Here is a 26,269-nt window from a genome sequence, read left to right on the forward strand (position 1 = left end):
GATTGCAGGCAAGGACCAAAGAATTTCGCTCAGGAGGCGAATTGCATGTCAAAACGTTACACATTGATGGCGCTTGCGGCGACATCCGTTCTGTTTGCTGGCCCCGCTTTCGCTGATGGCTATCCAGACAGAACCTATAATCACGGTCCCGCCCCCCTTCAGGCGCATGCGCCAGCCCCTCCAGAGCCGGGTTGCTATGAAATCGGTCCGGACACCTGGTCCTGTCCGCCGGTTCCGCAGCAACACAGCAGCTCGAGCTATGGCGGCGCTGCCGTCTATCAGGCTGGCTATTCAGGCGGCACGCACAGCTATTATGACGAATCCCAGACGCGGACTTACGTAAACCGTTACACGACCGGCGGCATCTGCTGCGGCGGTGCCGTGGCGCATGTGCCGCCTCCGGTTCGTTACGCGCCTCCACCCCCACCTCCACGTCCGATCTATGTCGACCGCGGCATCAGCATCGATATTGGCGGCTTTGACGGCGGCGTCGGCAATGGCGTCGATGGCGGATATTATGGCGGTGGCGGCGGCTTTGCCTATGCCAGCGCATCGAGCTCAGCCAGCGCCTTCTCATCGGCCACGGCAGCCTTTGCCTTCCGCGGCAATTTCAAGGGAGGCGGCAAAAAAGGTGGCCATGGCGGCGGCTGCAACAAGTGCGGCGGTGGCGGTGGCCATGGCGGCCACGGTGGAAAAGGTGGCGGCGGCCACTAGGCCGGCCAACGGTGAGGCGATCCACGCTCGCCCATATCGCGTCTTCAGCCGGAACTGACTCGCAGCCCACTCCTGTATTTTCGAACAGATGAAGCCAGCACATCCGTGTGCCGGCTTCACGACTTCAGGCCATGCCTTTGTGAATGACCTCACGCTGGCGATACCAGTTCTTGCTGTCCAGAAAGTGCTTTTCGATCAGGTTCCAGCGCGCAATGGCAACGCAAAGGGTGACAACCGCGCACGTAATATACCCCGCCCAGAGCGAATACTGAAAGACACCCATCGCGATGACAGTCTGGGTGATCGGGAAGTGCGTCCCGTAGATGCCATATGAGAAGTCGCCATACTTGGCTGCGTCGAGTTCGGGACCTGGCGAGAATGCAATGGCACCCATGACCGCGCACCAGCCAGCCGCGCGCAAGGGTTCGCCCCAAGGCAGATAGGACGCCAGCAGAGCCGCGAGCCCGATCAGACCAATTGGCAGCCATTTCTTTTTGACGACGTTGCGATACTCCCAGAGCACGATACCGGAGACGAAGAAGCTCATCTGCCCCGGCAATTGCCGGCTGATTTCGTACAGGAAATAGGTGCCCGTCTCATGGCCATAATGAGTGAGGCCGATGCGCCAGGTTTCAGCCGCGACATAGATCAGCGCGAGAAGCACAAGCCTGAATTTACCGAAAAGGCCCATCATCCAGACAAGGATCGGAACGGTCATATAGTACATGACCTCGACCTTGACCGTCCACAGCGCACCGTTCGTTGCCGTGAAGCGATGGTCCTGGAACACGCCCGGCAGATCCGGCTGCAGAAAGTTCAGAAAGACGAGATTGGCCAGAATGTACTTCCCGGTCGTGGCGAGATCCTGCCGGACATCGGGAACGAAGATCAGAGCGATAATGACCGTGGCGAAGATGACGGCCGAATAGGCAGGATAAAGACGTCTCGTACGCTTCAACGCGTATTCCGAGAGCTTTTCCGTTCTCAGATATGACGCATAGACCAGTCCACCGGAGATGATGAAAAAGCCCTGTATCGAAAGCGCTCCGAATATGAAGGAGATGTCTTCAGCTTCTTTCGTAACTCCAAACCCCGGAAGCACCATGACATGGCTGACGAAAACAGCCACTGCGAAGGTAAGACGCAAAAGATCAAACCGGTTTCGCCTTTTTTTCTGATCCATGTTTCCCCACGAAAGACTGAATAGGACCGGTCAGCCGGAATAGTCTCTCAACAAGGTATTCGGCGCCTTGTCGAGAGGCCGCGTCGCACTGCGCGTCTTTTAGCCTTTCCAAACCGCTGCAGGATGCAGGGCGAGGCAACGAAGCCCGTCATCCCATCACAAGGTCAGTGTGCACAAGCCGGCCCCCGCTGGGCAGAACGCGCCTAGCTGAAGACGTCGCTGATTGCGTCGGCGCTCGTGCCGTCCTCGATCTCGCGCAGGTGAAGATAGAGCACGCAGCTGCCGACGGCCCCGACGATGCCGAAGGCAGCCCCCATCAGGCCATCGATCAAGGCCCCGACGATTGAGAAGCTCGCAAGACTGGACTGGGTGAGCCCTGTGCTGAGGGCGCCGAATGTCAGCGCGGAGAGGATGAGCCCAAGCACGATGACCGCCACCCAGGCCAGCAGGAACAGGCCGAAGATTGGCCAGCGATTGCCTTCGGTGAGGCTGGCGCTGCGGCCGAACGAGCCGAAGATACCGGCATCGTCCACCACCAGTGCGGGCACGGTCACGGCCCAGATCGTCATCAGGATCAGGCCGGGAATGACCAGCAGGAGAAGACCGATGCTGATGCCGATGCTGAGCAGGATCGAGACGATGAGAACCGGCAGGAAATAGCGAAGTGCCACACTGATCGCGCCGGAGACATCGCTCCTCCCGGGGCCCATGGCCTTGACCGTGACATGGATAACAGCCGCCTGCAGCATATAGGGCAGGAGACCGATCAGGATGTTCGCCACGAACAGGCCCGGCGAGAAATTGAAAGCGATCATGCCGGAGGACTGCACGACCGGCTCGATCGTCTGGGCGGCGAGCATGCCGATGACTATAGTCGGAACCGCGACAAAGATCAGGCCGAGAATTGCGAGGTCGCTGAACTTCCGCCCTATGACGGAAAACGTATCCTGAATGACCGCTCCGATATCGAGTGTCTGGCGCATCCTGCGCTCCCTGCCTGCCCAGACCGTTTAGACACCACATTCGCCCGCGAGGAGCAACGTCAAGTTTTGGGGCGTTTGTCGAGCACGGTGACCACCTGCGCCTGCTTCTTTCGATCTCGCCAGGTGATGTACGCTGCCGACACGATGATGATCGCCGCGCCGATCCAGACATTTATGCTGGGCAGCATGCCGATCATGATGAGATCTGCCACAGTCGCCATGGGCAGGCGGAGGTAATCGAGCGGCGATATGAAGGACGCGTCCCCAACGCTCACCGCGGAGATGTAGCAGAACTGTGCGACAAACCCGACGCCCGCCATGGCCAGCATCCAGCCCCAGGTTTCCATGGATGCATCCGACCAGAAATAGATGGCGAATGGCAGGAGCAGGATCGAGGATAGAAGATTGGCATAGGTGAGCAGCGCCACCGCCGACAGTTCGGCACTTAGCGATTTGACCAGCACAATCGCAAAGGCGAGGAAGAAGGCGCTCGCAATCGCCGTCATTGTCCCAAGATCAAACGTGAAGCCTTCGCCCGTGCCCGGTGTCCAGAACATGAAAATGCCGGGCACAACCATGATCAGCACGCCGATAAATCCCACGCCAACCGCCCCCCAACGGTGAACCCCCACCGTCTCACGCAAGACAAGCGCGGCGAGCACCGTCACGAACAGTGACCGCGAAAAGCTGATCGCATTGAATTGCGAGAAAGACAGGTTGAAGTCTGCCGACACGGCGATAATCGCGAGCGTAAAGCCCAGCGTCCCGAACATCGACCGCAACAGGAGCAATCCCGGGCGACGCGTCTTCATCTTGGAAAGGCCCACACGCAAGATCACCGGCACGGAGATCATGCACGCAAAAAACGACCGCCAGAAGGCCAGAAAAACCGGGTGAACCTCACGCGACAATTCCTTTGACAGGACGATGTAAAAGGTAAAGCCGAGCCCGGACAGGAACATGAAGATCGCGCCTTTGGCATTGCCAGACAGACGCGGGCGGCTAGACTCACCGGCATCATTCTGGCTTGTGCGATCATTCATGAAGACATTTTCCCAAACAGACCTCGACGAGATCGATAAGCTATGGCGGAGCGTACCAGCTGACCATGTCTGGACCGGCTGGTCTGCAGCGGGCGCTGAGCCAGAAGAGGTCTGGCTCTACCGCACGCAGGCGCACTGGCGCAAATTTCCGCTCCGAAAGACGGGCGATGGCTACGCCCTTTTTGACGAAAAGGACAGGAAGGTCGCCGATGCCACCTCCCTGAAAGATCTGCTGAAGGCCGTCGAAACCATTCCGGCCCTTCGCATCGTTAAAGGCGGCAGCTCAGGCGACGCCTAGTTTTTCTCCGCTTCCATGGCGAGCCGCATCTGTTCGGCCTGCTCGACGGAAATCCCCAGCGCATCAAGCAGTGGACCGCCATCGGTCTCGTCCCAGCTGTGGCGCGGGCCGACCGTCATGCCGCCATCGACGAGGAATTCGCCGCCCGTGATAAAGCCGGATTTGTCGGACGCGAGAAACGCCGCCATTTCCGCAATATCAGCCCCGACCCCGGTGCGCCCGGCCGGCTGCATTCGCCCGCCTTGCTGCTCAACCATTGCAGCCATCTGATCGGCCTGCTCCCGCGAAAGACCCAGCGACGCGCCAAAGATCGAGGTCGCGATAAAGCCCGGCAGGATCGCGTTCACGCGGATCTTGTATTTTGAAAGCTCAGCGGCGGCGAGCTTGGAGAAATGCGCCACGCCCTTCTTGGCAACCGAATAGGTAATCGGCGCATAGCCAGCGCACACGGCAGAGATCGAAGAGGTGTTGATCACCGAGCCGCCGCCACGCTTCTTCATATACGGCACAGCCAGCTTGGTGCCGACAAAGCAGGACTTCAGCAGAAGCGCGATCGTCGTATCGAAGCCGTCTTCATCCAGATCTTCGACACCGCTCGGCGTACCGCCATGACCGGCATTGTTCCAGAGGATATCGACCCCGCCAAACGCCTCTTCAGCGGTCTCGAAAAGCGTCTTCAGGTCAGCGGTCTTCGTCACATCGCAATGGACATAGCGCACCCGGTCAGAGCCGAAGCGCGCCTCAAGCGCCTTACCCTTCTCATCCTGCAAATCGCCCGCGACGACATTTGCGCCCGCCGCGATGAAAACCTCGACGCCCGCATAGCCAATGCCGCTCGCCGCACCGGTGATGATCGCCGTCTTGCCGCTAAGGTCTGTCATGATGTTCCTCCACTGAACTATTTGCAGCGAGGGGGCGCCCCAGAGGCCCCCAAGTCAAGATTGGCGTCGGGGAAATCTGGAAGATCGATCCCGTGCCAGTCCTCCCCCGCGAACGGGGGAGGTGCCCGGCCCAGGCAATGGGGTTTTACTCCCCGTCACCAAACAGCTTGCGGTGCAGATAGGTGTATTCCAGCGCAGACCGGCGGGCGGTCTCTTTCTGGTTGGCTGCCGCTGAGTGACCGCCATCAACATTCTCATAATAGAAGAACGGCTTGCCGGCCTCCTCGAACAGTTTCGCCATCTTGCGCGCATGGCCGGGGTGCACCCGGTCATCCTTGGTCGATGTCACGAAGAACGGGGTTGGATACTCGGTCTCGGCGTTGAAATTATTGTAGGGCGAGATCGTCTCGAGGAAGGCGCGCTCTTCCGGAACGTCTGGATCGCCATACTCATCAACCCATGAGGCGCCTGCCAGCAGCAGGTGATAGCGCAGCATGTCGAGCAGCGGCACCTGAATAACGACCGCATCCCAGAGGTCCGGGCGCTGCGTCAGCATCACACCCATGAGCAAGCCACCATTCGAGCCGCCCATAATGCCGAGATGATCGGTCGAGGTCACGCCGCGCGCGATCAGGTCTTCGCCAACCGAGATGAAGTCATCATAGATGATCTGGCGTTTGCCCTTGAGGCCCGCCTGGTGCCATTCCGGCCCGAACTCACCGCCGCCGCGAATGTTCGCGAGCACATAGGCGCCGCCCTGTTCAAGCCAGAGACGTCCGCGAACCGCCGAATAGGACGGGTTCATCGAGACCTGGAAGCCGCCATAGCCGTAAAGCAGCGTCGGCGTCGTGCCGTCGAGCGGCATGTCTTCCTTATGGATGATGAAATACGGGATCTTCGTACCATCGGTCGAGGTCGCAAAATGCTGCTCGACGGCGAGGCCTTCGGTGTCGAATTTCTCCGGCAGGCTCTTCAGGGAAGACACTTCCCCCGTCGCCACATCATAGCGAAGCAGGGAGTCCGGCGTCAGGAAGTCCTCATAATTGAGGAACACCGTGTCGGCATCCTTGTCCGCGAAGGCGATACCTGCCTGGCCCGTGCCCGGCAGTTCAATCTCGCTCGTCGTCCAGCCATCTTCGCCGGGCTCAAGCTTCAGAACCTTGCCAACGACATTCTGGTTGATCGACAGAAGCGCGGCGCCATCCGCAATGGCGACACCGTTTACAGCCTGTGTCTCATCCGGGCTGAAGACGAGGCTGACGGGTGGCAATTCCCGCGTCTCAAGGAAGGTATCGACGTCAAACGCGACGAGGTCGCCTGATTTGAAGTCCTCTCCTTCAGCTGGCGACCAGTCTTCCTGCAGCGACAGCATGAAGTTGCCCTGATAGACGCCTTCCGGTGTCGATTTGGCCGGGATCGGCCATTTTACCAGTTCGGTCTCGCCATCCGGCAGCCACCAATAGGTCGAGGTAAAAAAGGTATCGGCTTCGACAGCGCCCTGCAGGATGCGGCCGTCTTCAAGCTCCATCGCCATCGGCCACACACCAACGTCGGTTTCATCGCCGCGAGCAATTTCAATAGCCTCTTCCAGAGGCGTGCCGCGTTTCCAGCGCTTCACGATGTAGGGATAGCCAGAGGCTGTCGTAGTGCCCTCGCCCCAGTCGGTGGCGATCAGCAGCGTGTCATAATCGACCCAGGCAACGCCTTGCTTCGCTTCTGTCGTTTCAAAGCCGCCTTCGACGAAACTCTTCGTCTCAAGGTCAAATTCGCGCTGGATCACGGCATCCTTGCCACCATCGGACAACGAGACCATGCACAGCCATTTCTCGCCGTCTTCCGGCTTGAAACAGTTTGCGCCCTTATAGACCCAGTTCTTGCCCTCTTCCTCGGCCAGCTCGTCGAAATCGACAATCGTTTCCCAGTCCGGGTTTTCGGTCGCATAGCTTTCCAGCGGCGTGCGGCGCCAGAGGCCGCGAACATTGGTGGCGTCCTGCCAGAAATTATACACCCAGCCATCGCGGATCGTGCCGTAAGGAATGCGCTCATCGGACTGCAGCACGTCCAACGCGTCCTCATAATAGCGCTCATACATGTCGCCGGTTTGCAGATCTTCCAGCGTCCGCTCATTCTGGGACTTCACCCAGGCCAGCGCCTCTTCGCCCTCGACCTCTTCAAGCCAGAGATAAGGGTCCGTCTGGGCAGCGGCCTCTGCGTCAGCTGGCATCGGTTCGGCTTCAGTATTGGTTGGCACGGTCTCGGTCGTCTCCTGCGCACTGGCGGGGGTGGAAAAAATCAGCGCACTGGCGGCGGCCGTCATGAGCGCTGCGATAGCTGTTTGGGGTGTCTTCATTTCGGTATCTCCGATACGGTCGACTTCAGAAGGATTGCGTTTAGCTTAGAGCAAAATCTGCGCTCGAAAACCGGGGCACGGTCATGAAAGACACAAGGCGTCGGAAATTGCTTAAGACCGGCGCGGCCAGCCTTTCACCAAGGGCGCCGCTCGTCCAGGGGCAGACTTTGCTTGCATTCGGCGCCGCACTGGCACAGGAACTTGGCGTCACCACAGAGCGGCCAGACCTTTGAAGCCTAGAAACATACTCATCCTTTGCACCGGGAATTCCGCCCGCTCGATTATTGGCGAAGTTCTGACCTCGGCCATGCCGGGCTTCAAAGGCTATAGCGCAGGCTCACGCCCTCGCGAGGAACCCCACCCCATCGCCCTCGCTATCCTCGAAGCAAATGGGCACGACACGTCCGGCCTCTCCTCCAAAAGCTGGGATGTCTTCGAAGGCCCTGATGCGCCGGTAATGGATATGGTCATCACGCTTTGCGACAATGCCGCCAGCGAGACCTGTCCCACCTGGCCCGGCCACCCGGTACAGGTGCAATGGCCCTTACAGGACCCGCTGCATGTCGAAGAGATGGCCCAACGCCGCGCCGCGTTTGAGGATACCTATTCCAGCCTCAAAAAACGGCTCCAGCGTCTTGCCGCGCTGAACTTCGATGAGCTGTCGCCAGCAGAGCTGAAAGCGGCCGCGCAGGACATCCACACAAAGCGCTAAGCGCCCGGTAGGACCGTTCTCCAAAAATCGATAGACGTTTCGATCTGGCTGAGCGCATCGCCAAGTCTTGCCGCGTCAGACGCCTCCATCATTGACGGGCGCACAGGCTGAGTGATCGCAAGATGGCGCACCAGCCTCACCGCCACCAGCAAACCATCCGGCAGGGGCGCACCGTCCAGCAAAAGCCCGCTCGCACGTGGATGCATCACATCATTGCGCGCGCCGACGACCCTCTCAAACGCGCGGTGATCCGCCGCCAGAAGCGGCGCCGTGTAGGGCTGAGCGAGTGTTGCTGGGTCCGCGACCCGCGCGACGAGTTCTGCCGGGCCGGGCATGGCCGGTATCTCCGCTTTCGCCTCGGACAGGGACATCACGCAGGCTTGCTGCACCATCAGCACGGCGCCCGTGACGAGCCAGGGCAGGGATTCGTCCGTCTCGCTCACAAGCGCCGCGTGCACAGCGGTGAATTTGGCCGTATCGGCGAGCGAACTGGAAATCGGATGTCTCATAGGCCTATTCTAGCCTTGCTTGGCCCGCGCAAGCCACGCCTCGGCGGTCTGTCCGTACACATCCCAGACCTGCCCCTCGAAGGGTGGCACTGTGTCTACCTTTCGCAACATCCGGCTCCCCAGCCGCTCGGCAACACGGATAGACGCGATATTCTCAGGCAGGATGGTGTGGATGATCTCGGTCCAGCCGAGCGTGCGAACGGCATAGTCCATCGCCGCTGCAGCCCCTTCGCTTGCATAGCCCTTGCCCCAGGCAGAGCGGCCAAGACCCCAGCCTACCTCGGTGCCCGGCCAGCCATGCGGGCGCCATGGCCCGAGCCGGCCGATCCATGTCCCTGTCGATTTTTCGATGACCGAGAACATGGAAAACCCTTCGATCGTCCAGGCCCCCGTCATGCCGCAAAGGCTCCGCCAGGTAAGCTCCGGCCCCTGAGCCCCGCCGAGAAATCGCATGACGTCCGCGTCAGCATGCATGGCGCACCAGGGCGCGAAGTCCTCGCGCCTTGGCGGACGAAGGATCAGCCTTTCCGTCTCGAGGGTCGGTCCGATCCCCATACTGAGCCCTGACTACTCCTGCTCAGCCGGCGCATCGGTACGCGCCTCTTCCTGCTGGAACGCCACATCGACAATCCAGCCCCATGGGCCGCCACGCGACTCTGGTGAGCTGAAGAAGGCCTTCCGCAGCAGGATCGGATACATGTAGAAATTCGAATTCTTGCGCCGCTCGATATCGCTCGCCCGCTCATAGATATAGGTCTCGGCTTCCTCGCCGCTTTGCTGCCCATCATCGACGCGCGCGGTCCAGCCATCCGGCAGACACTTATCGAGCGTTTCCTTGGCCTCTTTGAAGGCGGCCTCAGCGTTCGGCTTTTCTTCCTCAAACCGCAAGCTGCTGGCTTCGAAGATATTGCACCGGAATACGTGACTGTCCGGGTCACCCTCATTCCAGCCGGTCAGGATGCCGTGTTTGCAGACAGTCCCCCAGGGCTGCATGTCGGTTTCAAGCTCGTCCGGGAACGCATTTTCACGCGTCGACGCCCAGCTCAAACCTTCAAAGGGGGCGTCAGGGTTCATCCCTTCGCCGAGCTTCGCAACCGCTTCGCACGCCGTCAGCGCCGCAAAGCGCCCTTCTGTCTCGGCCGTCTCGACTGTCTCGACCGCCGCAACATCGCCCGTTTCGGCGCTCTCTTCGTTCGGCGTGTCTGACGTCCCATTTCCACAAGCCGCCAGCAAGGCTGCACTCAGTCCTATTGTCCAAAAACGCATGATTGTCCCCCATAGATTGGTGACCCGATATAGGCTCACTTTTAGGCACTTGTCAGCCCCGCCAGAAAGCCGCTCCTGAATAAGCTGGATTTGGATCGCGAACTCATGCAGATATTTTATTGTCATGATACCGCTCTCGAAAAAATCGCCTGTCCCTCCGGCCAGTTGCAATCTCGCCAAGGCAATTGACCTCATCGGGGACCGCTGGACCTTACTTATTCTGAGGTCCGCCCTCTACGGCGTCCGCCGCTTCGATGACTTTCAGGAAGAGCTTGGCATTCCGCGGACCATCCTGTCGGGCAGATTGAAAGATCTGTTCAAGGCCGGCCTTCTGGCTAAACAGTCCTATAAGCTCGAAGGGCGCCGGGCCAGGTCCGAATATGTTCTCACAGACAAGGGGGAGGCCTTGCGGCCTATCCTCATCGCGCTGACGCAGTGGGGTGACACCTGGCTGGACAGCGATGGTCAGCCCCCGATCAGCTTCACTGACATGAAAAGCCGCGAAGCCGTGCGCGCCGCCTTTGTGACCCCTGAAGGCCGCGAGGTGTCAGTCGATAATCTGCGCGTTGTTATCCGCCGCTAGCGAGCGAGATAAAGCTGCAGAATGTCATCGGCGATTGAACTGAACGCGGCATCGAGCTGCCTGGCATCCGGGACATCAAGATAGTATTCCGGGCCCGTCGCGCAGGCTTTCAGCAGCTTGTCCGAGCGATCATCAGCCAGCTCAAGCCGGATCGTATAGACAATCAGTCCGTCCCTTTTGGCATTGGTACAAGCTTCCAGCGTTCGCTTGTCCATTTCCTGCCAGATGTCCTGTTGTGACGCGCCCGTAGACAGTCCAAGGCGTCCGTTCGCGAGATAGCCATAGGCTGAATAGTCACTGCCGCGCCCATCATAACGCTTGGAGATATGATTGTTGCCGTCCGTCAGCAGGATGAGGATCTTGTCGACACTCTTGTCTGAATAAGGCGCCCCCTGCCCAAAAGGTATTGAGGGTGAGAGCACACGCCATCCCCAGGCCACACCTTCAGTTATATTGGTGCTGCCTTCGGCTTTCAGCGCATCGATCTCGCTGCGCACAAGAGCGAGGTTTTCAGTCAACGGTGTGATCGGCCGGGTCGCACAGTTAAAGCCGGGGCCGATTGGCGTATCGACGTCCGAAAAGAACCGGTAATTGCTTTTCTTGCTTATCCTGCGGTTATTCAGCTGGCCGGTGATCGGGTTAAGGCCGTATTTGACGACATTTCCGATCCTTCCCAAGACGCCTCCGGACCCGGTGCCATCATACAGATAGTCGTTGCCGTAGCTTCTGCGGTCGTCCGGCTCGTCGGGATAAAAGCTTGGCGTGAAGAGGGTTTCTGCGTCGGACCTGGAGGGGCGCGTGTCGTCGACATCATATGGATAGGTTCGCGCCTCTACACAGCCGGGCCATGCCTCGCCGAGCACATCGTAAAGCGCGGTGCGACTGACATTCGGCAGCAAATTCGTCGCGCTGACATCAGACTTGCCGTTCTTATCGATCCAGTTCTTTTTCCACTTGGTTGGACCGACATTTACCCATGTCGTGAACGGCACAACGGCAAACTTGCGGTTTTGCGTTTTCGACGTCCCGGCATCGATCTTGTCGACGAGCAATTTGGAAGCAGACTGAAGGCGTTTCAGCTTGTCGCCTTCCATTGACCCGGTCGTATCGAGCGACAGCGCGATCTCAAACGTCCGCTCGCTATAACGCACCTCGGATGTGCGCGCGACATTCAGCTCACCAATACCGATGAGCCCCAGAAGCGTTGTCGGTATGTGAGCATCGACATTAGCCGTCAGGTTGTCGCCATCCCGATTAAGCTGGAATTTTTCGATGACCAGGTTCCGGCCCTTCATTTCCTCAAGAAACAGGCGTTCCGCGGTCTCTTTCAATTGTGTGTCGGACAGCTCACCGGATTCGTGCGCCACATAGAGCAGGGCGGCATCAAGCGCCGATTGCGCCTCGACGCTCGCAGTTCTCTGGCGGGTCATATCGATCGCACCCCCCGCCAACGCCAATATAGGCAACAGGCAAAGCGCGAAAATCATCGCTGTATTTCCGCGAACATCGCGCCATAAATTCATCAGGTCTCTCCAGGCTGGCGGCACCATGTCATGTCCAGCTGAAGACGGCGTTTTCTCGGTTCGTAAAATTTGAAATACTTTGATTTTAGGCGCTTTTCAGCGTGAGCCGCCCCAGACCCTGAGCGGGTCGAAGGCGCCCTCTTCGGCAGCGGCCTTCAATTCCTCAATCTGGCGCATCACGGGGCTGGCCTGATCAGATGATCGACCATCCTGATAGAGCGCCGCATCCAGGCGACAAATCCGGCTGTAGAGGTTCTCTGACTCTTCAACGAGATCGAGAAAATTATCTGGCAAACCGCGCCCGCGTTGCTTTGATGGATCGAGCGGCGCGCCATCGCGCGTCATGCGATACTTCTTCTTCAGCGCATCCTCGCGAGACATGTCGCCCTCGCGTACGGCCCGCTGCATCACCAGCCAACCGGCGGCCAGCATAAGCTGCGTCGAAAGCTGCATGCTCCATGCGGCATAGGTGAGACCTGCTTCCCGCGGCAGGGATTTCGACATGTCGCGGCCCGGCCCATCAAGATAGGAGGCCGTCTTTTCAACGAGGCCCATCCCGTCTGCAAAGACCTTGTCGAAGACGCGGCTTGCCGTGAAGTCCGGCTGGTTTGGGTCTTCCGACGCTGGATCTTGCAAAGCTGGCATGTGTCACTCTTGAAGGTGTCTGGACCGGGGGTCTGATGTGCGCGCAAACTATGACGGTTCGGGTTTAAAGGGTCTTAAAGCCAAGCGGCAAATCACGTTTTGAAGATGTCTTCAGCAGCAGATTTATGCGCCTGTTTCTTGTGGATTTCGGCCTCGCAGGCCGCAATATCAGCCTTTAGCGTTTCAATTCTCGCCTTTAGCTCATCGACCGAAAGCAGCTCCAGATCCACCTTCGTCTTTTTGGTCGGCTCGTCTTCAAACATTGTACGCGTCTTCCCTGATGACTACCTAGTCTGCTCACAGGCAAGGCCAGCCGCGCTTTTAAATCAAGCGGTAATCCCTGTCCCAACTTATTCGATATCGGAGCGCCCGCATGCCCAGCCAAATGAAAGCCATTATTGCCGAAGATGGAAAGCCCCTGCGTCTGGGCGATGTCGACCGGCCAGAGCTCGGCCCGCATGACGTACTTGTCAAAGTCGCCGCCGCTGGCCTCAACCGGGCTGATCTGGTGCAGCGCGCTGGGCATTACCCGCCGCCGCCAGGTGCTTCGACAATCATGGGGCTTGAATGCGCCGGCACGATTGCCGAGGTCGGCAGCAAGGTCACCAAGTGGAAAGAAGGCGACAAGGTCTGCGCCCTCCTCGCAGGCGGCGGCTATGCCGAGTTCTGCGCCGTCGATGAAGGCTCGCTGCTACCCATCCCGGACAACCTCTCAATGGTCGAAGCTGCCGCCCTGCCCGAAGCCATGATGACCGTTTACGCCAATCTCTTCATGCGCTGCGCCTTTGCCGAGGGAGAGAGCCTGCTCATGCATGGCGGCACCTCCGGCATCGGCTCAATGGCCATCCAGATGGCAAAGTCTGCTGGCGCCAGCGAGATCTGGACGACAGCTGGCTCCGACGAAAAGTGTGAGGCGGCCCGCGGCTTCGGCGCAACCCGGCCGATCAACTACAAGACCGAAGACTTCGAGGATGTTGTGCGCGACGGCGGCGGCGCTGACGTCATTTTCGACATGGTTGGCGGCGACTATGTTCAGAAGAATATTTCAGCGGCAAAGATCAATGGCCGCATCTGCAACATTGCCTATCTGAACGGGCCAAAGGTTGAGCTCAATCTGATGCCGATCATGCTGAAACGTCTGATCCTGACAGGGACGACCCTCCGCGCTCGGCCCGTCGCCGAAAAAGCGGATATCCGTGAAGCTGTAGAGCGCCGGTTCTGGCCGGAAGTTGCGGCAGGAAAGATCGTGCCGGTTATTGATACGGTCTATCCAATCGCAGAGGCGGAAGCTGCGCAGGCAGCCATGTCCAAAGGCGGACATATCGGCAAGATTCTACTTGAGATGTAGGCACTTTAACCGACGGCCTTCAATAGCGTCTGTCTGTTCCAAGATTTAAATAATCAGCATTTTGCGGTCGCACACACGTAATTAGTGTGCGATACTCGCCCTGTGCAATGCTGGCTGATAAATCGGTCAGGTTTGGGTCTGGAGACCGATAGTGCCACACCGAATTGAATCTTTGAGGAAAAACCTCGACCGTCTCGAAACCGATTTCGACACGCTCGCGAGTTCAATCCCCCAGCTCGCCTGGATGGCGGACGCCGAAGGCAACATCTTCTGGTACAATCAGCGCTGGTATGACTTCACCGGAACAGAACTTGACGACGTCGAGGGCTGGAAGTGGCAAAGCGTTCATCACCCCGATCATGTTGACCGCGTCGTCGCCAAGGTAAAACAGTCCTTTGCTGCCCAGCTTCCATGGGAAGATCTGTTTCCACTGCGCAGCGCGGATGGCGTTTATCGCTGGTTCCTGACGCGAGCCCGTCCTGTCCGCGACGACAACGGGAAAGTGGTGCGCTGGTTCGGCACCAATACTGACGTGACCGAGCAGAAGAATATTGAAGAACGCCAGGTTCTTCTGATGCGCGAGATCGACCATCGCGCAAAGAACGCGCTGACCGTCGCCCAAGCCATCGTCAATCTCAGCCATGCCGACACGATCGAGGACTTTCGCGCCGCCGTTAGTGAGCGCCTCGGCGCCCTGTCGCGCGCCTATGGCCTGCTGGCCGATGCCCGCTGGGAGAGCGCAGACCTCAAAAAACTGGTCCACGACGAAGTCGTCCGGGTGGCCGGCCGCGACAATCCCCATGTTGAGATCAAGGGCAAGTCGGTAGAGCTTCGCCCCGAGCAGGCCCAGACCATTGGTCTTATCCTGCACGAGCTGACAGTGAACGCCGCCCGTTTCGGCGCCCTCTCTCAAGAGAATGGGCGTCTTGAGATCGACTGGCGCGAAAATGAGAGCCGCATCACGCTCAACTGGCGCGAAAGCGGTGGCCCGGTCACGCAAGCGCCTGACCGCACCGGCTTTGGCACTGGCGTGATCGACCGGCTTGCCGAAGACTTTGACGGCCGCCTGCTGCGCGAATGGCGCCCGGACGGCATCGCCGTGACGCTCTCGATCAATAGCGGCGAGATCAATGATACTCCGGCCAGCCGCACGCGCGTGCCAATTGCCGCAAGTGCAAACCGCAAGCCTCGGATTCTGATCGTTGAAGATGAGCCGATGACGGCGCTCGACCTCGAAATGCGGTTGTCCGATGCCAATTACGATGTGATGGGCCCGGCCGGCTCCCTGCTCGGCGCCAAAAATGAACTGGAGCATGGCTTGCCGGACATCGCCCTGCTCGACACAAATTTGCGCGGGGAAAAGAGCTATGGCCTTGCCATCAAGCTGCGCTCAGAAGGTGTTCCCGTCATTTTCTGCACCGGATATGAAGAGCTTGAGGATCTACCCGAAAGCCTATTGGACTGCCCGGTCATCTCAAAACCATTCCGCGACGAAGTTTTGATGTCGACGCTGGAATCAGCCCTCGTCCGCGAAAAAGTCTAGGCGCGAGAAAAGCCCCTCGAATGGGGCGATAGATTTCGCATCATTGCTCGTCTAATATCGATTGATGACGAGTGATGTGCCCGCCCCTGATCATAATGGTATTGCCAGGCTTGCTGAGCGGGTTCTCGTCGCCCGGACCGGCAGTGAGCCGCTTGTCGTCGCGATAACCGGGTCCGTCGCGTCCGGCAAATCGACACTCGCTGAACATCTTTCCGGCCACCTTGCCAAAAAGCTCACCGTCGAAACCATTTCGACCGATGGGTTTCTCTTTCCCAATAGTGTCCTCGAGGCGCGCGATCTGATGATGCGCAAGGGGTTTCCGGAAACCTTCGACAGATACGCCATGGCCGCTGCGATCCATGCCGTGCGCACTGGTCCGGCGGTCTTTCCGGCGCACAGTCATGTCATCTACGACATAGACCCAGCCCTTGCCCGCACAATTACCGCCCCGGACGTCCTCATCCTCGAAGGCCTCGGCTTTGCCCCGCTTTCTCAGGGCGAGCGCCCCTCCACAGAGCCAGACCTCCTCGTCTATCTCGATGCCGAGACCGAGCATATCGAAGCCTGGTTCCTGGAGCGCTTCATGCGCTTCTGGCATGCGGCAGAACACGACCCAAATTCATTCTATGTCCGCTTCCGCAATATGAGCGAAGACGAGGCCCGCGAATTTGCCCGCATCGCCGTCTGGGACAAGATCAACCTGCCCAACCTCGAAAATCATATCCTGCCGCTACGCGAGCATGCCGATGTGGTTGTAAAGAAAAGCCGAAGCCATCTACTTCACGTGGGTTAGACCAGGCAAAAAAGCCTAATATCATACAAAGCGTACCCAATCGCTCCGGGGTATGCTAGATGAGCGAGCCATATCAACGCTTTAACAGTCAGGTTCTCTTCGGCGGCCGGCTGGAGGGGAACAAGTTGGCACGCTTTATTTACATGGATGAGGCGGGAACCGCCCAACATGAACCCGTGACCATTGTGACTGCTGTAATTGTTGATCCTGACACACAGCTTTTTGAGGCTGAGCGCGTCATCAGGGAGGCGAATGAAGCGGTTCCGGCGGAGTTTCGGCAAGACGGGTGGGTGTTTCACGCGACCGATGTGTTCAGCAACAGCCTTAAGTACGATGCCCGTTGGAGTCTGACGCAGCGGGTTGACTACATGTGTCAGATGATGGCCCTGCCGCGGCGCTTGCGACTGCCTATTGCCTTTGCGAAGGTTCGCCGGACCCCAGAGAGTGAACCCACTCCTGGTCCGTATAACTTGCCCAACTTCAGATACGACCATTTTGAGGCATTCGGTTATTGTGCAGCAAAGGCAGACGAGTACATCCGGCGGAATGGACATCCCAACGAAGTTGGCGCCTTGATTGCTGAGGACGTGCAAGATGTCCGACGTCAGTTGAGAGAAGCTGTTGACCACCTCCGGAATCAACCCCTGACAATTCCCCCGTCAGACTTGGAATGGACCGCTCAAGATACAGAGCGGGGCTACACCGACCAGACCGGTGAACTGCGGGTTACCCGAATCCGAAAAAGCATTTTGTTCGTGCCGAAGGACGAGGATCCGCTCACGCAGCTTGCTGACGCGGTCGCCTTTGGCCTTCGGCGGTTTATTGCAGGCAAGTCGTTTGGCCCTCGTTTTGCTGAGGCCATCTACGGTCAGAGCGATGTTCCGCCAGTAGAGAATTTCAAGTCGCGGATCAGCGCAAATTATCTCACCCCTCGGCAGGCGTGATCTTCTTAGCTGGCACAATCTTCTTAAACGCCCGCTCGAACTCTTCGCCAGTGTCGTCGGCACCGCTCTCACGGGCGGCGTCGATAAATCTTTGGCTTTGCGGCTTCTCGTCTTTGTCTGGCTTTTTCTTTTTCGGCATACCAATCGGCCTCATGCACGAGCTGTTTGATAGGTGAGACGCTTGCCGACGACACTGGCAATCAGGTTGTCAGCCCGTTCACGGTCATCAACGCCAAGCTTCACGCGATTGTTGTGGCGAAAGTCGAACTCCGCAAGATAGCGATGCAGGTGCTTCTCAGCGCAGTGCTGATAGGTGCCATGCATGCTGCGCTTGAACACTGAGAAGTAGCTCTCAGCGCTGTTGTTGTGCACGTCACCGCGAACGTACTCGCCAGCGGCATGGTCAACGGTCTCGTGGGTTGCGAAATGCTCGTCGCTGCCTTTGTAGAGGCGCGAGCCATCGGTGTTTAGGCGGCTTTCGCGATCAATGTTCTCACACACGATCTGGGTGACGGTCACCTTGTCGGCGCGCGGGACATGAAAGCTGCGAACCTGACCGCCACGCTCGACCAGAGAGATGATAGCGCGCTTGTTGGCAGGGCCACGTCCACCCTTGGAGCCTTTGAACTTGCGACCACTGGTGCGCTCTTTAAGCGGGTTCTCGACCTTGCCGTAATAGGTTTCGTCCGCCTCAACTACTTTGCCGCCGCCGCCCATTGGGGCCAGCGCACCGGAGCGCATGGATTCACGGATGCGGTGCGACATGAACCAAGCGGTTTTCAGGGTCACGCCAAGAACGCGCGAAAGCTGGTTCGAACTGATGCCCTTTTTGCTGGATGCCATCAGGTGAATGGCTTGCAGCCAGAGATGCATCTTCACTTTTGACGCTTCAAAGATGGTGCCGACCTTCACGGTGAACGGCTTGCGGCACGAGTAGCACTTGTAGACGCCAATGCGGGTAGACTTGCCTTTCAGTTCGCCAGAATGGTCGACCACGCCGCAGTGTGGGCAGACGCGACCATCAGTCCAGACGCGGTTTTCCACAAATTTGTAAGCAGCCTTCTCGTCGTGGAAGTGCGGGGAAGAAAGGGAAGACATGGCTGAAACTCCTATGGCCATTAGGATACAGCTTCAGTTGGGTACGTCAAGTATAATAATAGGCAAAAAAGTTTATTATACCCTGTTTATATTCGATTTATTGTTCTTGATCTTCATGTCCTTCTGAGCTTAAATTTTATTCAGACTTGAACGTCAAAGTAGATTTTTACGTTTAATATCCAAGGTGGGACAATCATGAATATCTTCGTACGTGGGCTGCAGGGCGGCCTGATGACGCTTGGCTTGGTCGCATGTAGCGGCAGCGGCTCGGACGGTCCTGCGCCGCCCCCGCCTCCGACAAGCGACACCACGCCGCCAACCATAACCGTTCAAGGTGATTCCAACATCTCGCTCGACTATGGATCGGCCTACGAAGATGAAGGCGCAACGGCTCAGGATGACCGCGACGGCAATGTCACCGTCAGCGTTAGTGGCAGCGTCGATACGCTGACCGCTGGCACCTACACAATCACCTACACGGCTAGCGATTCCGCTGGGAACCAGGCCTCTGCAACACGCACAGTCATAGTCGCAGAGCAACAGTATCGCCTGGACGTCAGCAATTTCGGCGCAGCGACCATTTCAACCTCATCAGGCACACTGAGCTGCAATGCTGGCGGGGACCTGTGTTCGACATTTTTGGACGCAGGCACAACCGTCACGCTTACGGCCGAACCAGACAATGGCTGGACATTTGAAAACTGGCTGAACTGCGAGAGCACCTCTTCCAATACCTGCACCGTAACGGTCAGTGACAATACTGTCGTATATGCTTCATCATCGTCCGATGCGGCGGTAACGCTGGAATCCGGTGTTACGATCCTGAGCGACGCGTTGATTGACTCGATGATAAATTACACCCCCGGATCGAACATCATTTTCTTTGAAGCCGGCACGAACACAGGTGGGCTGGATATTGGTGACGTCATCGTTTCAAGCGGGACCGATACCAGCGAGATCTATTTCGCCAAGCGGATTATGGACATCATCGCTTTGCCCGGATCTCCAGTCGTCATGGAAACGGTCGATGCAACACTTGATGAAGTTATCGCCTCGGGCACAATCTATGTGAGCGCTGACCTTGATGCGTCCACGCTTGACCCATCGAGCTTGCCAACGGGGATCGTGCTTGATCCACACCGTGCAAGCCCAGACGGCGTAATGCCCTTCCTCGTTGTCGGACTTCCCGTGTATCAAGGTAACGGCGTTTCACTGACCCTTGAGGGCACGCTCGATGTCGACTTCGACCCCGACATCGCAATGCACTTTACAGACACCAACGGTATCGAAGCCTTCCGCTTCGCTGGATCGACATCCATTGATGCAGCGCTTGGCGTCAAAGTGTCTGGCGAGATCGACACCCCGCTTTCAGTGGATCGTGAGTTCTCACTGGGAACCATCAAAGCAGGACTGATCGTAGCTGGGCCTGCCGTTTTTCTCGTCGAGATCGAGCCGATCGTTACAATCGATTCGTCCTTGAGCGTCGCGGTAACCCCAAATGTTACCGTCAAACAGGCAGCGGCCCTCGGACTGCAATGGCATCGCAAATCAGGCTGGACCAATCTCAGCGACTTTGCGATCTCCGGAAACGTCACCCTGGCGGACACACCTTCAGCCAGCATCAGCGCCGACGCAGGTGGCGGGCTCAAGCCGACAGCAAAGCTATATGGGCTCGCTGGACCGTTTCTGAAAAGCACCATCTATGGCGGCGCTGAATATACGCTTCAGCCATTTGATGAATGCGAACTTGCCTATCGGCACTATCTGGGCGGGCGCATAAGTGGTGGCGGCGAAGTTGGTCGAGTTGGGCGGAGGCTGTCCTTTGAATCGCCCGAGGCCTATATCGAAACGGCGATTGAATCTGGCACGATTGACTGTCCCGTCGACACAGAATCGCCGGAGGCACCGCAAAACGTTAGCGTCGAGCCAATTTCAGAGCGCGAACTACAGGTAAGCTGGTCGGTTGCCACCGACAATGTTGCCGTGGCCTCATTCGAGGTCTGGCGCCGCGATGCCAGCGGGGAGCGCGCTCACCTCATCGGCACAACAACCGCCCAATCCTATCTGAACGGCGGTCTCGAACCCGAAACCGAGTATTGCTATTACGTGATCGCTGTCGATGCGGCTGGAAACAAGTCGGAGGTCCCATTGGACCTCACTTGCGGCACAACGCTTGAAGCTACGGACGCAGAAGCACCGTCGACACCATCTGACGTCACAATAAGCGACATCACATCCTCGTCGATGACAGTGAATTGGGGCGCCTCAACCGACAATGACGCGGTTGGCGGCTATATCGTGTTCGACGAAACGCTCAATGCGGCGATCGGAGATGTTGGAGACTCAACGTTGAACTTTACCGCCTCTCCGCTGAACCCAAATACCGAGTATTGCTTTAGCGTCGCAGCCGTCGATGTCTCAGGCAATGAATCAACTCGGTCGGCGGTCGTCTGCGAAACGACTCTCCCGGCAGCGGACGCCCAGTGGACAGCATTCATTGGGTGTCAGGCACGGCCATTTCTGCTTCAGCAGAACTTCGATTTGCCGACAGCCGGAGTTGCGCCAGTAGGATTTGCCGGGACCGGAGCCGATTATGACGGGACCGCACTCTCCTACGTCTTCCAGGGGCAGTACAACGCAGATTCAGGCGCGTTCGCATCTGATATCGTGTGGTCGTTTGAAGGCCAATCGAGCCAACGAATTGACAGGTTCACGGCGGACCTTTCAACTGGCGACAGCGGCGTCGTCGCGATGGAGCAGATTCAAGTCACAGGCTGTGACGCGCAGATCCAGATCGTCTCAAATGACGGCGCAGCGCCAAGCACAGCGCCTCAGTGGACCGGTCAAACCGGCGCTCAAAGCAGAGAAACACTCGGCGGACGCTGATAGCAACTTAATGGGCGGCGCTTATCGCCGCCCATTCTTCGCCTTACAAAGCATCGACTACAAAGCCAGTCTTTCCAATCTTCGCGCAACAGCCTATACTAGCGATTGTTAGGACTTTTTCCCGTTCTGGAACCTGACCGCCCGGCCCGAAAGGCCGGGCGGCTGCGTTTCAGGGACAAGCAAATGGAGCCCCTCATGGCCGATATTCTGATGCCAAAGGCAACCGCCGTCTGGCTGATCGACAACACTACGCTGAGCTTTGAGCAGGTCGCTGACTTCTGCGGTCTCCACAAGCTTGAAGTCAAAGGCATCGCCGATGGCGATGTCGCCGAGAATATGCGCGGCGTTGACCCGATTTCTGGCGGCGAACTGACCCGCGACGAGATCCGCAAGGGTGAACAAGACAGCGAGTACCGGCTGAAGAAAGCCGCGTCCAAGATCGCGCACATCCCGCAGCCAAAGCGTAAAGGCGCCCGCTACACGCCTGTCGCCCGCCGCGCTGACAAGCCAGACGCCATCGCCTGGTTCATCCGCAACCACCCGGAAGTCTCCGACCCGCAGATCTCCAAGCTGATCGGCACGACCAAGGCGACGATCACCAATGTGCGCGACAAGTCGCACTGGAACTCACAGAACATCAAGCCGGTCGACCCGGTGACCCTCGGCCTCTGCTCCCAGATTGAGCTGGACGAGATCATCTCCAAGGCCGTCGACAAGCGCAAAAAGATTGATGCCATGCGCGAGAAGGAAACAGACGGCCCGGGCCTGAAGCCTGCCGAGGACACCGATGCAGCCACTGAAGCGGTCGATAGCCGCGATGGCGCAGAGCCGAACGCTGACGATATCTTCAGCGCGTTCAAAGGCTAGGCATTCCGCCACCCGAAAAACAAAAGCCCGCCTGGACCATCCGGGCGGGCTTTTTCTTGCGGTGTGTTACTCGCCGCCCGCCTTGCGCACCGCATCGGCGAGCGAGTGTTTCGCGCTTCCTGGTCTCAATGGCTTGGGCTGGCTCGCATCGGGCGCCCAGCCAGACAGCCAGACAATATTGAACGTCGCGCGCAGCCGGCCATCAGGGTCTGAGAAGCGCTCGGCATAGATCTCGGCCATCCGCGCCAGAAGTCGCCGCGACAAGGGCTTGCGCGGGGCGCGCTCATTCGGCGTGAAGGCCGCCTGCTCGCCCATCCCCTTGATATCGTTCAATAGTCGGAACGGGTCGCCATAGCGCACGGTCACCGTCTCAAGATCGACCACTGGCAAGGCGAACCCAGCCCGCTGCATTAGTCCGGCCATATCCTGCAGGCCGGGCAAAGGCGAAATACGTGGGCTGACGCCGCCAGACAGCTCGCTCTCGGCTTCGATCAGGCAGGTCCGGAGCTCAGCCAGCGTCCCTGCGCCGAACAGACAGCCGAGAAACAACCCATCGGGCTTCAGAGCATTGCGGATCTGGATCAGCGTTCCGGGCAGATCATTCACCCAGTGGAGCGAGAGAACAGACGTCACAAGGTCATAAGTCGCGTGCGGCAGGTCCGGATGCTCTTCATTCAGCACGCGCGCTGCGAGGCCATCGGCCTCCATCTTCGCGACAAACGCCTCTGACGTGTCACCAGCTTCCACGTCCGTGACCTGGCCATGCGCCGCGAGCAATTTCGTCAGGCTGCCATCATGCGCGCCAAGGTCCAGCGCCCGCTCGAAGGTGCGTGAGACATCCTCCAGCCGCTCGATGAGATGACTCGACTCGCGCGTCTTCAGGAAGGCATAGTCATCAAAACCGGCTGCCGACCGGTCGCGATTGCGGCGATGGAGCTGGCGGTCAAAGAGTTTGGGTGGAGCAGGCGTCATGGCCCTCGATATGCACCGCATGGGCCGCGCAGCAAAGGCCCGACTGCGTTCGGCGGCTGACTTTGTCTGGCCGGCCCGCTCCCTCATCACGGGCGAACATCATGGCGGACGCGGGCTGATCGCCCCGGAAGATTTTGCCCGGCTTCGTTTTCTGAACGGCTCTGGCTGTCGCCAATGCGCGCTCCCGCTGGACACAGACCTCGGCGATGCCAGCATTTGCGGGGCCTGCGCCGCCCATCCACCGCTCTGGGATGCCGCACGGGCTGCGGTGGAATATGACGATGTCTCCCGCAAACCCATTCTCGACCTAAAACGCGCCGGCCGGCGTGAGGGGCTCGGCACATTCGCGACCTGGATGCGGCTTGCGGGCCGCGATGTCCTCGAGGGTGCGGACCTGATCGTGCCGGTGCCGCTGCATTATTCCCGGCTCGCCAGTCGCGGCTTCAACCAGTCTGCCTGGCTCGCCAGCTCAATTGCCCGCCAGAGCGGTATCCGGCTGGGGGTCGATACACTTGTCCGGCATAAGCCGACACCCAGCCAGGGCGGCCTGTCGGCGCGGGCCCGGCGGGAGAATGTCCGCGCCGCCTTTCACGTACGCCCCTCGCGCACAGCTGAGGTAGAGGGCGCCCATATCGTGCTGGTGGATGATGTCTACACGACCGGCGCCACCCTGTCGGCGTGCAGCCGTGCGCTGAAAAAGGGCAAGGCTGGCCGGATCAGCGTTCTTGTGTTGGCCCGCGTTGTCAGGCCCGGAGACGTCACCATATAAAAGGTGAAACCGAAGCTTCTGGAGACATTATGTCGACCGTGACGATCTACACCCGCGCCTTCTGCCCTTATTGCAGCCGCGCTGTCGCCCTGCTTGAGAAAAAAGGCGTGACCTTCACGCAGATTGATGCCGGCATGGACCCTGACAAGAAAGAAGAGATGGTTAAGCGCTCGAATGGCGGGCGGACCTTCCCGCAAATCTTCATCGGCGATGAACATATCGGTGGCTGCGACGAGATGATGGCGCTTGAGCGCGCCGGCAAACTCGACGCAAAGATCGAAGCGGCCTGAAACAACACCCAAGACCATAAGAGACAGGAAAGATGATCCGTTACGCGCTGGAATGCAGGGATTGCGAGGCCGGGTTCGATGCCTGGTTTGCCTCGTCTGACGCGTTCGACAAACAGGTCGAGCGTGATCTCGTGACCTGTCCTGAGTGCGGCGGCACCAGCGTTCGCAAACAGGTCATGGCGCCTTCTGTGCGCCCCTCGGAAAAGTCCGGCGCCAGCGATCCCGAGCGCGTCTTCGGCAAGCTCGCCGCAAAAGCCCGGCAGCACATCTCCGAAAACTATGACTATGTCGGTGATGGCTTCGCTGAAGAGGCCCGCTCGATGTATTATGGCGAACGTGATCACCGCCCGATCTGGGGCGAAACCACGAATGAAGAACGCGAAGCGCTGAAGGAAGAAGGCGTGCCCGCAACGCCCCTGCCACCCGCCTTCGTGCCGCCGAAACAGGACGACAAGTCCAAACTCAACTGATCGATGAGTTGATCACTTGCACCTGCGACCGCTTGGACGCTTGACCGAACGCGTGCTGCAGGTAAAAACCCGTGTACGACCAATTTATGGAGATGCCCCATGGCTTCGAGCGATTATACCCGCGGCGAGATGAATATCGAAGCTCAGTCCAAGATGTATTCCGGCATGATGAGAGCAAGCGCCTGGGGCTCGCTCATCCTGCTGATTTCCGTCGGCTACATGGTCTTCACGCTCTCCATCGGCCTGAACTGGCTGGTCTCTCTCATCCTTATGGCTGGCGCAGGCCTTGCCATTGGTGTGGGCCTCGGCTTTGGCGGCGCCTGGATCGCAACAATTGTTGCGCTTGCTGGCCTTGCCCTGTTCATTCAGCTTCTGGTCGCCCTGTTCAGCATGGTGCTCTAGCAGCGCGCTAAAGGCTGGCTGCCCAGCGGCGAACATCCTCTACAAACAGGTCCGGGACTTCCATGGCGGCAAAATGGCCGCCACTTGGCATGTCCACATAGTGGTTGACCTCATAGATGCGCTCGCACCAGCTGCGCGGCGGGATTTTGTAGACCCCATCCCCCGGATAGCTCGCAATACCCGTCGGCACACGCACGCGCTCCCCCGCCTTTAATTGCGAGCCACCCTCAAGGAAGAGCGCCGCATAATACCAGACTGACGTCGCGATCGCGTCATTGACCAGATAGATCATGACATTGGTCAGCAACTGGTCACGCGTATAGACGTCAAACAGGCCGCCATCGGACAGGTCTGACCAGCCATGAAATTTCTCGACGATCCAGGCCGCCGTCCCCACAGGTGAGTCCATCAGCGCCATGGCAAGCGTCTGCGGCTTGGTTGCCTGTTGCTGGAGATAGGCGGTCTCGCTCTGCATGATGGCCTGCGAGGCCTTCAGCCATTCGATTTCTTCCGGCGTTTCCGGTGCAAGCGATGGCGGCCTGAGGCCGACCATGTTGAGATGGATCGCCTTGCAGCCGCCACCGGTTTCAACCGAATGATTGAGGCCGAGCCAGGACGTCACCAGACTGCCCCAGTCGCCGCCCTGTGCCAGATAGGTATCATAGCCGAGCACATCCCGCATCAGCTTGTCCCACAGCGCTGCGGTCGCCTTTTGGCCCAGCGGCGATGCCGGTTTGCCGGAGAAGCCATACCCAGGCAGTGACGGAACGATGAGGTCAAACGCGTCCTCGGCCTTGCCGCCATGGCGCGAGGGATAGGCCAATGGGCCAAGCGCGTCGTAAAACTCAAAGACCGAACCCGGCCAGCCATGGGTCAGCAGGAGTGGACGCTTGCCGCCCGCTTCGCCAACAATGTGGAGGAAATGGATGTCCAGCCCGTCGACAGGCGCGGTAAATTGCGGCCAGGCATTGAGACGCTGCTCTGCGGCCCGCCAGTCATATTCGGTCAGCCAGTACTGGCGAAGGTCTTCCATGGCCGGGGTCGACATGCCGAACGCCCAGTCCCCACCGGCCTCTGGCGCAGGAAACGGCCTATAGGCTTCAACGCGCGTCCTGATACGGGCGAGAACATCGTCACTGACATTGATGGAAAAGGGATTTGGGCCGCTCATGCACGTGTCCTCCAGACGATCTGGAG

Annotated in this window: 30 protein-coding genes; 15 read left to right on the forward strand and 15 right to left on the reverse strand. The window is 58.7% G+C overall.

The window, feature by feature from the left end:
* The first annotated feature begins 45 nt into the window (after positions 1-45).
* Positions 46-714, forward strand: a complete 669-nt coding sequence (locus tag B8783_RS18385) for a hypothetical protein (protein WP_139792371.1) — start codon at positions 46-48, stop codon at positions 712-714.
* Positions 715-838: 124 nt separating this feature from the next.
* Here B8783_RS18385 and B8783_RS13600 read toward each other — a convergent pair whose 3' ends face one another.
* The 3 genes from B8783_RS13600 to B8783_RS13610 form a co-directional block, all read right to left on the reverse strand.
* Positions 839-1,897, reverse strand: a complete 1,059-nt coding sequence (locus tag B8783_RS13600; RefSeq protein ID WP_084420644.1) for an acyltransferase family protein — start codon at positions 1,895-1,897, stop codon at positions 839-841.
* A gap of 203 nt (positions 1,898-2,100) precedes the next feature.
* Positions 2,101-2,880, reverse strand: a complete 780-nt coding sequence (locus tag B8783_RS13605) for a hypothetical protein (RefSeq protein ID WP_084420645.1) — start codon at positions 2,878-2,880, stop codon at positions 2,101-2,103.
* Between the two features lie 59 nt (positions 2,881-2,939).
* Positions 2,940-3,923, reverse strand: a complete 984-nt coding sequence (locus B8783_RS13610) for a DMT family transporter (protein WP_084420646.1) — start codon at positions 3,921-3,923, stop codon at positions 2,940-2,942.
* Between B8783_RS13610 and B8783_RS13615 the strand changes: the two genes are divergently transcribed.
* Entirely contained in the window at positions 3,922-4,221 is a 300-nt protein-coding gene (locus tag B8783_RS13615; RefSeq protein WP_084420647.1) for a hypothetical protein, read from the forward strand. The two genes, B8783_RS13610 and B8783_RS13615, sit on opposite strands and share 2 nt — an antisense overlap.
* Here B8783_RS13615 and B8783_RS13620 read toward each other — a convergent pair.
* Together B8783_RS13620 and B8783_RS13625 are read right to left on the reverse strand one after the other, a co-directional pair.
* The gene (locus B8783_RS13620; RefSeq protein ID WP_139792372.1) at positions 4,218-5,102 is read right to left on the reverse strand and encodes an SDR family NAD(P)-dependent oxidoreductase; all 885 of its coding nucleotides are present in this window, start codon (positions 5,100-5,102) and stop codon (positions 4,218-4,220) included. The two genes, B8783_RS13615 and B8783_RS13620, sit on opposite strands and share 4 nt — an antisense overlap.
* Positions 5,103-5,247: 145 nt before the next feature.
* Positions 5,248-7,452 (reverse strand): prolyl oligopeptidase family serine peptidase, encoded by a 2,205-nt coding sequence (locus tag B8783_RS13625; RefSeq protein ID WP_084420649.1) that lies wholly within the window; start codon positions 7,450-7,452, stop codon positions 5,248-5,250.
* Between the two features lie 83 nt (positions 7,453-7,535).
* Between B8783_RS13625 and B8783_RS18535 the strand changes: the two genes are divergently transcribed.
* Together B8783_RS18535 and B8783_RS13630 are read left to right on the forward strand one after the other, a co-directional pair.
* On the forward strand, positions 7,536-7,685 hold the full coding sequence (locus B8783_RS18535; RefSeq protein WP_169711796.1) for a hypothetical protein: 150 nt from the start codon (positions 7,536-7,538) through the stop codon (positions 7,683-7,685).
* Positions 7,682-8,164, forward strand: coding sequence for an arsenate reductase ArsC (locus tag B8783_RS13630; RefSeq protein WP_084420650.1), 483 nt, complete (start codon positions 7,682-7,684; stop codon positions 8,162-8,164). The genes B8783_RS18535 and B8783_RS13630 overlap by 4 nt, the downstream gene beginning before the upstream one ends.
* On the opposite strand, the gene B8783_RS13635 is transcribed toward B8783_RS13630, so the two are convergent.
* The 3 genes from B8783_RS13635 to B8783_RS13645 are packed head-to-tail and all read right to left on the reverse strand — an operon-like array spanning position 8,161 to position 9,939.
* A complete protein-coding gene (locus B8783_RS13635) occupies positions 8,161-8,673 on the reverse strand; it encodes a hypothetical protein (protein ID WP_084420651.1) in 513 nt (170 codons plus the stop codon). The two genes, B8783_RS13630 and B8783_RS13635, sit on opposite strands and share 4 nt — an antisense overlap.
* A gap of 9 nt (positions 8,674-8,682) precedes the next feature.
* Positions 8,683-9,228 carry a GNAT family N-acetyltransferase gene (locus tag B8783_RS13640; protein ID WP_084420652.1) on the reverse strand — a complete coding sequence of 182 codons (546 nt, stop codon included), beginning with the start codon at positions 9,226-9,228 and terminating at the stop codon, positions 8,683-8,685.
* 12 nt (positions 9,229-9,240) lie between these two features.
* Complete coding sequence (locus B8783_RS13645; protein ID WP_139792373.1) at positions 9,241-9,939, reverse strand: hypothetical protein; 699 nt, start codon at positions 9,937-9,939, stop codon at positions 9,241-9,243.
* A gap of 124 nt (positions 9,940-10,063) precedes the next feature.
* Between B8783_RS13645 and B8783_RS13650 the strand changes: the two genes are divergently transcribed.
* Positions 10,064-10,522, forward strand: coding sequence for a winged helix-turn-helix transcriptional regulator (locus B8783_RS13650; protein WP_084420654.1), 459 nt, complete (start codon positions 10,064-10,066; stop codon positions 10,520-10,522).
* Here B8783_RS13650 and B8783_RS13655 read toward each other — a convergent pair.
* The 3 genes from B8783_RS13655 to B8783_RS13665 all read right to left on the reverse strand — a co-directional run bounded on the left by B8783_RS13655 (position 10,519) and on the right by B8783_RS13665 (position 12,953).
* Positions 10,519-12,045, reverse strand: a complete 1,527-nt coding sequence (locus B8783_RS13655) for a TadE/TadG family type IV pilus assembly protein (RefSeq protein ID WP_169711797.1) — start codon at positions 12,043-12,045, stop codon at positions 10,519-10,521. The two genes, B8783_RS13650 and B8783_RS13655, sit on opposite strands and share 4 nt — an antisense overlap.
* A gap of 96 nt (positions 12,046-12,141) precedes the next feature.
* Positions 12,142-12,690: a DUF1465 family protein gene (locus tag B8783_RS13660; protein ID WP_084420656.1), complete on the reverse strand. Its 549-nt coding sequence runs from the start codon at positions 12,688-12,690 to the stop codon at positions 12,142-12,144.
* 92 nt (positions 12,691-12,782) lie between these two features.
* On the reverse strand, positions 12,783-12,953 hold the full coding sequence (locus B8783_RS13665; protein ID WP_084420657.1) for a DUF1192 domain-containing protein: 171 nt from the start codon (positions 12,951-12,953) through the stop codon (positions 12,783-12,785).
* Between the two features lie 110 nt (positions 12,954-13,063).
* Here B8783_RS13665 and B8783_RS13670 point away from each other — a divergent pair, with 110 nt between their 5' ends.
* The 4 genes from B8783_RS13670 to B8783_RS13685 all read left to right on the forward strand — a co-directional run bounded on the left by B8783_RS13670 (position 13,064) and on the right by B8783_RS13685 (position 17,318).
* Positions 13,064-14,038, forward strand: a complete 975-nt coding sequence (locus tag B8783_RS13670) for an NAD(P)H-quinone oxidoreductase (protein WP_084420658.1) — start codon at positions 13,064-13,066, stop codon at positions 14,036-14,038.
* Positions 14,039-14,189: 151 nt separating this feature from the next.
* Positions 14,190-15,581: an HWE histidine kinase domain-containing protein gene (locus tag B8783_RS13675; RefSeq protein ID WP_084420659.1), complete on the forward strand. Its 1,392-nt coding sequence runs from the start codon at positions 14,190-14,192 to the stop codon at positions 15,579-15,581.
* Between the two features lie 64 nt (positions 15,582-15,645).
* On the forward strand, positions 15,646-16,374 hold the full coding sequence (locus B8783_RS13680) for a type I pantothenate kinase (RefSeq protein ID WP_084420660.1): 729 nt from the start codon (positions 15,646-15,648) through the stop codon (positions 16,372-16,374).
* Between the two features lie 59 nt (positions 16,375-16,433).
* The gene (locus tag B8783_RS13685; protein WP_084420661.1) at positions 16,434-17,318 is read left to right on the forward strand and encodes a DUF3800 domain-containing protein; all 885 of its coding nucleotides are present in this window, start codon (positions 16,434-16,436) and stop codon (positions 17,316-17,318) included.
* Here B8783_RS13685 and B8783_RS18540 read toward each other — a convergent pair.
* Together B8783_RS18540 and B8783_RS13690 are read right to left on the reverse strand one after the other, a co-directional pair.
* Positions 17,299-17,457 (reverse strand): hypothetical protein, encoded by a 159-nt coding sequence (locus tag B8783_RS18540; RefSeq protein WP_169711799.1) that lies wholly within the window; start codon positions 17,455-17,457, stop codon positions 17,299-17,301. The genes B8783_RS13685 and B8783_RS18540 overlap by 20 nt on opposite strands.
* 11 nt (positions 17,458-17,468) lie before the next feature.
* Positions 17,469-18,416: an IS1595 family transposase gene (locus B8783_RS13690; protein ID WP_084420662.1), complete on the reverse strand. Its 948-nt coding sequence runs from the start codon at positions 18,414-18,416 to the stop codon at positions 17,469-17,471.
* 195 nt (positions 18,417-18,611) lie between these two features.
* Between B8783_RS13690 and B8783_RS13695 the strand changes: the two genes are divergently transcribed.
* Together B8783_RS13695 and B8783_RS13700 are read left to right on the forward strand one after the other, a co-directional pair.
* On the forward strand, positions 18,612-21,302 hold the full coding sequence (locus B8783_RS13695) for an immunoglobulin-like domain-containing protein (protein WP_084420663.1): 2,691 nt from the start codon (positions 18,612-18,614) through the stop codon (positions 21,300-21,302).
* 195 nt (positions 21,303-21,497) lie between these two features.
* A complete protein-coding gene (locus tag B8783_RS13700) occupies positions 21,498-22,169 on the forward strand; it encodes a DUF1013 domain-containing protein (RefSeq protein ID WP_084422106.1) in 672 nt (223 codons plus the stop codon).
* Positions 22,170-22,235: 66 nt separating this feature from the next.
* Here the strand turns inward: B8783_RS13700 and B8783_RS13705 are convergent, their stop codons facing one another.
* Entirely contained in the window at positions 22,236-23,141 is a 906-nt protein-coding gene (locus tag B8783_RS13705; protein ID WP_084420664.1) for a methyltransferase domain-containing protein, read from the reverse strand.
* On the opposite strand from B8783_RS13705, the gene B8783_RS13710 reads away from it, so the two are divergent.
* From B8783_RS13710 to B8783_RS13725, 4 genes are all read left to right on the forward strand, one after another.
* Positions 23,140-23,910, forward strand: coding sequence for a ComF family protein (locus B8783_RS13710; RefSeq protein WP_084420665.1), 771 nt, complete (start codon positions 23,140-23,142; stop codon positions 23,908-23,910). The genes B8783_RS13705 and B8783_RS13710 overlap by 2 nt on opposite strands.
* Before the next feature lie 29 nt (positions 23,911-23,939).
* The gene (grxC, locus tag B8783_RS13715; RefSeq protein WP_084420666.1) at positions 23,940-24,200 is read left to right on the forward strand and encodes a glutaredoxin 3; all 261 of its coding nucleotides are present in this window, start codon (positions 23,940-23,942) and stop codon (positions 24,198-24,200) included.
* Between the two features lie 32 nt (positions 24,201-24,232).
* Positions 24,233-24,670, forward strand: coding sequence for a DUF1178 family protein (locus B8783_RS13720; RefSeq protein WP_084420667.1), 438 nt, complete (start codon positions 24,233-24,235; stop codon positions 24,668-24,670).
* Between the two features lie 99 nt (positions 24,671-24,769).
* Positions 24,770-25,072: an aa3-type cytochrome c oxidase subunit IV gene (locus tag B8783_RS13725; protein WP_084420668.1), complete on the forward strand. Its 303-nt coding sequence runs from the start codon at positions 24,770-24,772 to the stop codon at positions 25,070-25,072.
* A 7-nt stretch (positions 25,073-25,079) separates the two neighbouring features.
* Here B8783_RS13725 and B8783_RS13730 read toward each other — a convergent pair whose 3' ends face one another.
* Positions 25,080-26,243 (reverse strand): epoxide hydrolase family protein, encoded by a 1,164-nt coding sequence (locus tag B8783_RS13730; RefSeq protein ID WP_084420669.1) that lies wholly within the window; start codon positions 26,241-26,243, stop codon positions 25,080-25,082.
* Positions 26,244-26,269 lie beyond the last annotated feature (26 nt).

Origin of the sequence: Henriciella litoralis (assembly GCF_002088935.1) — a bacterium.
Taxonomy (GTDB): domain Bacteria; phylum Pseudomonadota; class Alphaproteobacteria; order Caulobacterales; family Hyphomonadaceae; genus Henriciella; species Henriciella litoralis.